Origin of the sequence: Archangium sp. (assembly GCF_036389735.1) — a bacterium.
Classification (GTDB): Bacteria; Myxococcota; Myxococcia; order Myxococcales; family Myxococcaceae; genus Archangium.
Map to the genome: position 1 here is coordinate 1 of NZ_DASVWK010000410.1, position 7,353 is coordinate 7,353.

The following is a 7,353-nucleotide window of genomic DNA, read 5'->3' on the forward strand; positions in this document are numbered from 1 at the left end:
CGACTACCAGCCAAACCATCCAGGTGGGTGCCGACAGTCTTTTCGTCATGTTCTGGCCAATTCCATACAGGAAGGGAATGGATTGATGACAACAGGACGGAAGTGTCCACGCCATCCCCTCGAACAGTACCCAGGTCAGACTGGTGACGCCGCTGAAGCCAATCAACCCAGCCTCGAAGGCCGCTTGAACATCCAGCAATGTCAGACAGGGCCTGTAGACCAGGAGGGGCACGATCAGCACGGCTGGGGGCAAACCATGGCGAAGGCGCATCTTTTCAGCGACAACTTCAACGACAACAGCTTGGACACGGCGAAGTGGTTCAACTTTGGCCAGACCCAGGAGGTCAATCAGCGTGTTGAAGTCCGGCCCCCGCCCAACCGCTCGGGTGGGAGCTACTCCGGGTATTCGTCCAAGGTCCTGCACGATCTGACCGGCTCATTCGTCGAACTCGAGGTCGTCCAGGTTCTCAATCAGGTGCCCAATGCGACGGACACCTTGCTCAGCGTGGGCAGCAATGACGACAACAGGGTGCTGATCATCGTCAACACCGGCTCGATTCGCTGCGTTCAGGTGGTCGGGGGGGTCGTAACGCCGCTCGCGGTCTGCGCGTACGATCCGGCGGCGCACCGCTGGTGGCGGCTGCGCGAGACCCAGGGCACGACCTGGTGGGAGGTGTCTCCCGATGGCGAGCGGTGGACCACGCTCTTCAGCAAGGCCAACCCCGTGAGCCTCACCTCGTGCAAGCTCGTGTTCGGCGCGGGGACCTACCAGCCCCTCCCCAACCCGGGAGTGGCCATCTTCGACTCGTTCAACACGCCCACGGCCAGCCCGTCCCGGAGGGTGGAGGAGCGGCGCCTGAGCGCGCTGGGCACTCGCGAGAAGGCCGCGAAGCTGGCCGCCTCACGCTCCCACCCCGAGCACGCCAACAACAACGACGAGGTGAACTACCCGTCCCAGTCCTTCATTGGCAACTACTCCAAGGCCCTGCGGCATGACGCGGTGGGAGACCCCGAGCCCGTCTCCTACGGCTCGCTGCTGCGCGCCCTGCAGAGCCGCGACCCCGGGGACTTCGAGGAGATCCTCCAGCCTCCGAACGCCAAGAAGCTGACCAACCCGCAGGCGGGCTTGGCCTTCGACCTGGAGGCGCCGGACACCCAGGCGGTGACGCAGCCGCCCGCGCCGCGCTTCGACTCCGAGCAGACGGCCGCGGAGATGGGGGAGTTGTACTGGATGGCGCTGGCGCGCGACGTGCCCTTCATCAACTACGCCACCGAGGCCGGCACCGCCGGCAGCCTCCTGGCCCAGGCCATCGGCTCGCTGAACACCGAGTTCCCCTGGTTCGGTGGCACGGTGCCTGTCACGGCGCAGAACCTGTTCCGGGGCATCTACCCCGGAGAGCAGGTGGGCCCGTACGTGTCGCAGTTCCTGCTCAAAGGCAACGTCGATCCGCGCAAGCCGGACGGGCAGGGGAGGGATGCCGCCGAGGGCTACATCACCTACGGCTCGCAGGTCATCGACCAGCGGCAGTGGACGGTGAAGGGCTTCCCGGAGCTGGGGGCGAACGCAGACTACCTGACGAACTTCACGGACTGGCTGCAGGTGCAGGACGGCCGGGACGATCGGGGCAAGGATCAGTTCGACCTGACGCGACGCCGGTTCATCCGCAACCTGCGGGACGGGGCCAACTACGTCCACTTCGACCAGGTGGTGAACGCGTGGTGGAACGCGGCCTTCTACCTGCTGTCCGAGCCGCGCGGGAACCAGAACATGGGCAACGCGGCGGGAACGGGCCGTCCGCAGGTGGACATGGAGATCTCCTTCAATCGGGGCAACCCGTACGACCCGCCGGGCACCGCGGAGGACGCGCGCAAGCAGGTGGGCTTCGCCACCTTCGGCCCGGTGCACCTGCTTCAGGTGCTCATCGAGGTGGCGGGGCGTGCCGGGCGGTCGGTGTGGTGGCAGAAGTGGGGCGTGCACCGGCGGCTGCGTCCCGAGGAGTACGGCGGGCGCGTGGACAACCACCTCAATGTCCCCTCCCGGCGCACCTACCCGCTGCACACGTCCATCACCGCCTCGCTGTCCACGGGAGGGCTGGCTCCGTACTTCCCGGAGCGCTACGGCTCGTACCTGCTGCCCCAGGCGTACCCGGAAGGCTGCCCCACGCACCCGGCCTATGGCGCGGGGCACGCCTCCATCTCCGGCGCGTGCGCCACCATTCTCAAGGCGTTCTTCGACGAGAGCGCGCCCATTGAGAGCCCGATGGTGGCCAACGCGGACGGCACGGCGCTGGTGGGCTACACGGGCGCGGATGCGGCGCAGCTGACCGTGGGAGGCGAGCTGAACAAGTTGGCTGGCAACATCTCCCTGTTCCGCAACGCGGCGGGCGTGCACTGGCGCAGCGACTACACCGAGTCGCTGCCCCTGGGCGAGGCGGTGGCCATCGGGCTGCTCCAGGAGATGAGCCTCACCTTCAACGAGGATGACGCCTTCTTCCAGTTCACCCGGTTCGACGGCATCACCGTCCGCATTTCCAACGGAGTCGTGGAGCCGCTCGTCTACTGACCGTCTCGATACGAACGGGGAGCACGAACGAGCAGGGGCCCTAGGAGATCGGTCGGGGCTGGTCCGGTGTTTGCTGACAGTGGGGGGCATGAACACGTGCTCCCTGCTGTCCGCTCCGTTGCTCCTGGGTGTCCTGCTGGTCGGCTGCGGTGAATCGCCCTCGGAGGAGGGCCCTGGCTTCGAGCCCTCCTCGAAGGATGTGGTCTCCGCTCCCCCAGCGCCGCCTCCGGGGACTCCGGTGCCGCCGGTCGTCGTGAGCCCGGCGCCGCCTACCCCGGCCCCGGAGCCGTCCCCGCTCCGGATTCCCCTTCCAGTGGAGCTGCGGGAGTCGGGCGCCACTGTCATGGTCACGCGCCTGCATATGTCCCGTCCGCCCCAGGAATCCGTGACGCGGGTCCCGCCGGGGACTCAGGAATTCGAGGTCCAGGGCACCTCGGGTGAGATCCTCGCCGTGACCCTGCTGAGCCCGGCCGGCGAGCTGGTGGATGCGGTGATGGTGAGGGCGGAGGACTCCCACCGGGTGTCGCGGAAGCCTCACTCCCGCGTCCTCCGGGTGCCCGAGGAGTACGCGACCCTCCAGGCCGCGGTGGACGCCGCGAGCGCCGGAGACGCCGTGCTCGTGGCGCCGGGCACCTATACCGAGACGGTGCGCCTCAAGAGCGACCTCCGGCTGTTCGGCAGCGGCGCGGCGTGGACCGTGCTGGAGGGAGGGGGGGCGCCCGTGAAGCTCCTCGACTTCTCGGGGGCCACCAACGTGGTGGTGGCCGGGTTCACGTTCCAGAACGTGGGCCGGGGCAACGTGTGCGACGACGACGCCACCGCGACGTACTGCGCGGGCCCCTGGTACTCGGCCGCCCTCTACGCGGATGGCCATTTCGAGCGGGGGGAGGATCCGACGTCGGCGCTCGTGACGCACAACGTCTTCCGCGGCAACTCCATCGGGGTGCTGCTCTACTACTACGCGCGCGCGGTGGTGCGGAACAACGTCTTCGTGGGCAACGACAACGGGCTCGTGACCAATCACTTCAATGGCGAGTCGCTCGTGGCCAACAACGTCTTCTGGGAGAACTCCCGGCAGGCCATCGTCAGCGATGGGGCCTACCTGGACGTCCTCAACAACGTGGTGGCCCACTCGGGGGTGGGCGTCCACCACGCGTACATCCAGGCGGGGCGCGCCCGCTGCAACCTGTTCTTCCAGAATGACGCCCACCTCCAGGAGCGGTTCCTCGTGCCGCCCTGGTTCGAGCTCGGCCAGCAGGGCAACGTCGAGCGGGATCCGCTCTTCCTCCTCCCCGAGGAGGGCGTCTTCCGCCCGTCGTTCGACTCTCCGTTGCTCGATGCCGGGTGCCTCGGGGCGTCCGAGCCCGAGGCGGACGGGACGCCCGAGGACGTGGGCGCCTACGGGGGCCCGTTGGGCGTCTGGCAGTGAGGCTGGCGGCCCCCGCTACCGGCCGTTGAGCAGCTCCGGCAGCTTCTCCGTGAGATCCAGGTGGGTGGCGGCGTACTCCAGCATCCGCCGCTCCTTGCGATCGATCCGCCCATCCACGAGCGCCATGTCGACGATGTGGCGCAGGAAGACCTCGGCCTCGGGGGTGCCTCGGGGCACGAGCCGGGTGAAGAGTTGGGGGCCCGAGTTGAGGGCCATCTCCACGTTCTTCCAGGGCACGCTCCAGCGGCGGGCGCACAGTTCCAGCAGCTTGCGCTCGGCGGGCTCCACCGCGCCGTCCGAGGCGGCGATCGCCGCCATCATGTAGAGCAGGCGCTGGCGCTCCTGGGGATCGGCGATGACGTCATCCCCGTGCGGCTGGACGGAGGGAGCCGCCGCGACGGCCGCCGCGGGCTCGCGGACCCTGTTGCGCCTCTGGGCGGTCTGGGTGGTATCGAAGCGCCGTTGCGCGCGGGCATCCCAGGCCTCGAAGGGATCCGCCGAGGCCAGCACCCAGTCCCGCTCGCCGGTGCCGAGCGGTGTGGAGCAGTAGTCGCAGGTGACGGCGGCCGAGTCCGTCAGGGGCGCGTTGCACTGGGGGCAGCGGTTGGTGGACATGCCGTTGTCCGTGTTGGTGCGGGCGCCGTGCTTGCGCAGGAGGGTGAAGACCCAGCGCTGCGGCAGGGTGGGCAGGGCAGGGGGGCGCTCCTTGGCGGGGCCCACGCCCATGCGAGCGCTCCAGCGCACCTCCACGTGGGCCCGGTCGAAGCCGTCCTGTCCCAGCTCGAAACCGCGGGTGATGACGCCGCCCACCGCGCACTCGAGGAACACCTTGCGCTGGCCCTGCTTGCGCAGACTGGAGAACTCCTCATCCAACCGGCCGAGGGCCTCGGGGCTGGCCACCTTGTGCAGGCGCGCCGTGGTGGCGTGGCTCTGCGCGTCCACCCACTTCCAGAACAGCAGCGAGGTGCGGTCCTCGAGGATCTCCAGGTTGAGGGCCGGGTCGGCCTCGCGGGCCTCGCGCAGGTTGTCCACCTGGGCCCAGTGGCGCACGTGCTCGATGCCCTGGGTGATCTCCGAGAGTGTCCAGTCGTAGTTGCCCGAGTTGACGATGGCGCCGCAGAACTCGCACCGGTTGGCCGCGCCGCCCTGGAACGGGGCGCCGCAGTTGGGGCACTTGCCCTGGAAGAGATCCGCGCCGATGCGTGTCTGGACTCCGGGCTTGCGCACGAAGGACCAGACCTCGGTGAAGGCCTCCGGCGGGACACGCTTCGCGGCGGCGATGGCCTCGGCCACGGAGGCGGTGGCGGGCACGTCGGTGTCGCGCATCCGGGCACGCACGCGCAGGTGCACGGTGTCGAACCACTCGCTCTGCTCCAGGCCAATGAGCTGCACGTCCATCACGTCGATGTCGGTGATGGCATCGCGCACGCCCTGGTCCTTCATGAGCTGGAGCTGGACCTCGAAGCGCTGGAACGTGGCGTCCGACAGGAAGGGCCGCACCGGGGACATGTCCCGCTTGAACCAGGCCTCCTGGAGCTCCACGAAGAGCTGCCGCGTCTTGTCGAGCAGCGGCTGGAGCTCGAACTGGGCGTCCTTCAAGCGCAGCGCGTTGACCCAGCCCTGGACGTCCCGGGTGGAGACGCTGGTGCGCTGCTCGGCCTCGCGCTGCTGGAAGGCGCGCTGGGTGGCCCCGGTGGGGTGGAGGTTGCGCTTGTAGAAGTGCCAGCCGACCACCCAGATCCCGATCAGCGGCAGCATGATGTGGGGATAACGGAAGGTGAGCCGCACCACCCAGTAGATGAGCTCGATGGGGACGCTGCCTCCTCCACCGCCGGAGTCCCGGTCACTGGAGGGGGCCTGGTAGTTCTCGCCGCCACCACCGCGGGCGAGGGCGACGAGGGGGACGAGCAGCACGGGCCCGAGGCCAAGAAGCAGCCAGGGCGCCCAGCGGGCGAGGGATCGTGTGGACGCGGTGCGCATCGCCAGGAACAGTAATCGTTTCCACCTTGTCAGGCCCGAGGAGTCGCCGCAGGCTGGGGGTTCGATTGGTGGCCCGGTGTAGGGCCCGGTAAGGGAGCGCGCACATGGCGGAATTCAAGGTCGACGCACGAGGACCCATCGAGATCTGGACCATCGACGGCGAGGGGCGGCGCAACGCGATCAGCCGGGCGATGTTGAAGGAGCTGGAGGAGATGGTGGCGCGGGTGTCGCGCGGTCACGACACGCGGGCGGTGGTGGTGACGGGGGCGGGGGACAAGGCGTTCTGCGCGGGGGCGGACCTGAAGGAGCGCTCCACGATGGGCGAGCCGGAGGTGAGGGCCTTCCTGGACGGGCTGCGGCGCACCTTCCGGGCCATCGAGAAGAGCGACTGCGTGTTCATCGCGGCCATCAACGGGGCGGCCTTCGGCGGGGGGACGGAGCTGGCGCTCTCGTGCGATCTGCGGGTGGCGGCGCCGGCGGCGGAGCTGGGGCTGACGGAGGTGAAGCTGGGCATCATCCCCGGAGGCGGAGGGACGCAGCGGCTGTCGAGGCTGGTGGGGCCGGGCAGGGCGAAGGATCTGATCCTCACCGGGCGGAGGCTGAACGCGGCCGAGGCCTTCAGCATCGGGCTGGTGAACCGGCTGGCGCCCGAGGGGCACCTGGTGGACACGGCCTACTCACTGGCGGAGAGCATCGTGGAGAACGCGCCGCTGGCGGTGGCCACGGCCAAGCACGCCATCGACGAGGGCCTGTCGCTGGAGCTGGACGAGGCGCTCGCGCTGGAGCTGCGCCAGTACGAGAAGGTGCTGGCCACCGAGGACCGGCTGGAGGGCCTCAAGGCCTTCGCCGAGAAGCGAAAGCCCGTCTACAAAGGCCGTTGAAGGAGGGCAGGGGCGCATGTGGGCCTCGCGGGTACAGGGGGCCCTCTTCGCACTCGCCTCCGCTTCGTCCTTGCGAATCCTCCGAAGGTGCGCTTGAACGTCCAACCCCCCATCTTTCGAGCCTCGAGAAGAGCGTGGCATGTGGCTGCTCGGCATGGATCCTGCTGAACCGTTCTCGACAGGTGGGTGCTCCATCACTACGCTTCTTGCCCTGTCGGAGTGGACCACTCGGACATCCTTGAGGAGGCAGTCATGACGAGTGCCGCTTCGCAGTCGGACTTCAACCCGTTCAGCCCCGAGAACCTCCGCAACCCCACCCAGTTCGACAAGATGCTCCGAGATCAGGATCCGGTGCACTGGTCGGACGTGGCGCACGGTTGGCTCGTCACGCGTTACGACGACGTGGTGAACGGCCTTCGCGATTCGCGCTTGAGCGCCGATCGGATGATCTTCCTCGTGTACCAGCTCGCGGGTCGGGCGGATCAGTCGATCATCTCGGA

The 7,353-nt window shown here is 68.5% G+C and carries 5 protein-coding genes and 1 pseudogene; 4 read left to right on the plus strand and 2 right to left on the minus strand.

The window, feature by feature from the left end; translation table 11 throughout:
* A partial coding sequence (locus tag VF794_RS14750) for a hypothetical protein (RefSeq protein WP_331110860.1) occupies window positions 1–241 on the minus strand: 241 nt, incomplete at its 3' end.
* Between the two features lie 15 nt (window positions 242–256).
* Here VF794_RS14750 and VF794_RS14755 point away from each other — a divergent pair.
* Entirely contained in the window at window positions 257–2,563 is a 2,307-nt protein-coding gene (locus VF794_RS14755; RefSeq protein ID WP_331110862.1) for a vanadium-dependent haloperoxidase, read from the plus strand.
* Window positions 2,564–2,651: 88 nt separating this feature from the next.
* On the plus strand, window positions 2,652–3,992 hold the full coding sequence (locus VF794_RS14760; RefSeq protein ID WP_331110864.1) for a right-handed parallel beta-helix repeat-containing protein: 1,341 nt from the start codon (window positions 2,652–2,654) through the stop codon (window positions 3,990–3,992).
* 15 nt (window positions 3,993–4,007) lie between these two features.
* On the opposite strand, the gene VF794_RS14765 is transcribed toward VF794_RS14760, so the two are convergent.
* Entirely contained in the window at window positions 4,008–5,972 is a 1,965-nt protein-coding gene (locus VF794_RS14765; protein ID WP_331110866.1) for a TIM44-like domain-containing protein, read from the minus strand.
* Between the two features lie 104 nt (window positions 5,973–6,076).
* Here VF794_RS14765 and VF794_RS14770 point away from each other — a divergent pair, with 104 nt between their 5' ends.
* Both VF794_RS14770 and VF794_RS14775 read left to right on the plus strand, forming a co-directional pair.
* Window positions 6,077–6,853 carry an enoyl-CoA hydratase-related protein gene (locus tag VF794_RS14770; RefSeq protein ID WP_331110868.1) on the plus strand — a complete coding sequence of 259 codons (777 nt, stop codon included), beginning with the start codon at window positions 6,077–6,079 and terminating at the stop codon, window positions 6,851–6,853.
* A gap of 252 nt (window positions 6,854–7,105) precedes the next feature.
* A pseudogene (locus tag VF794_RS14775) lies at window positions 7,106–7,353 on the plus strand (cytochrome P450); the annotation flags it as partial.

What these genes read in the sequence shown, in the direction of transcription:
- VF794_RS14755 (WP_331110862.1), top strand. Translation starts at nt 257, where the DNA reads ATGGCGAAGGCGCATCTTTTCAGCGACAACTTCAACGACAACAGCTTG.
- VF794_RS14760 (WP_331110864.1), top strand. Translation starts at nt 2,652, where the DNA reads ATGAACACGTGCTCCCTGCTGTCCGCTCCGTTGCTCCTGGGTGTCCTG.
- VF794_RS14765 (WP_331110866.1), bottom strand. Translation starts at nt 5,972, where the DNA reads ATGCGCACCGCGTCCACACGATCCCTCGCCCGCTGGGCGCCCTGGCTG.
- VF794_RS14770 (WP_331110868.1), top strand. Translation starts at nt 6,077, where the DNA reads ATGGCGGAATTCAAGGTCGACGCACGAGGACCCATCGAGATCTGGACC.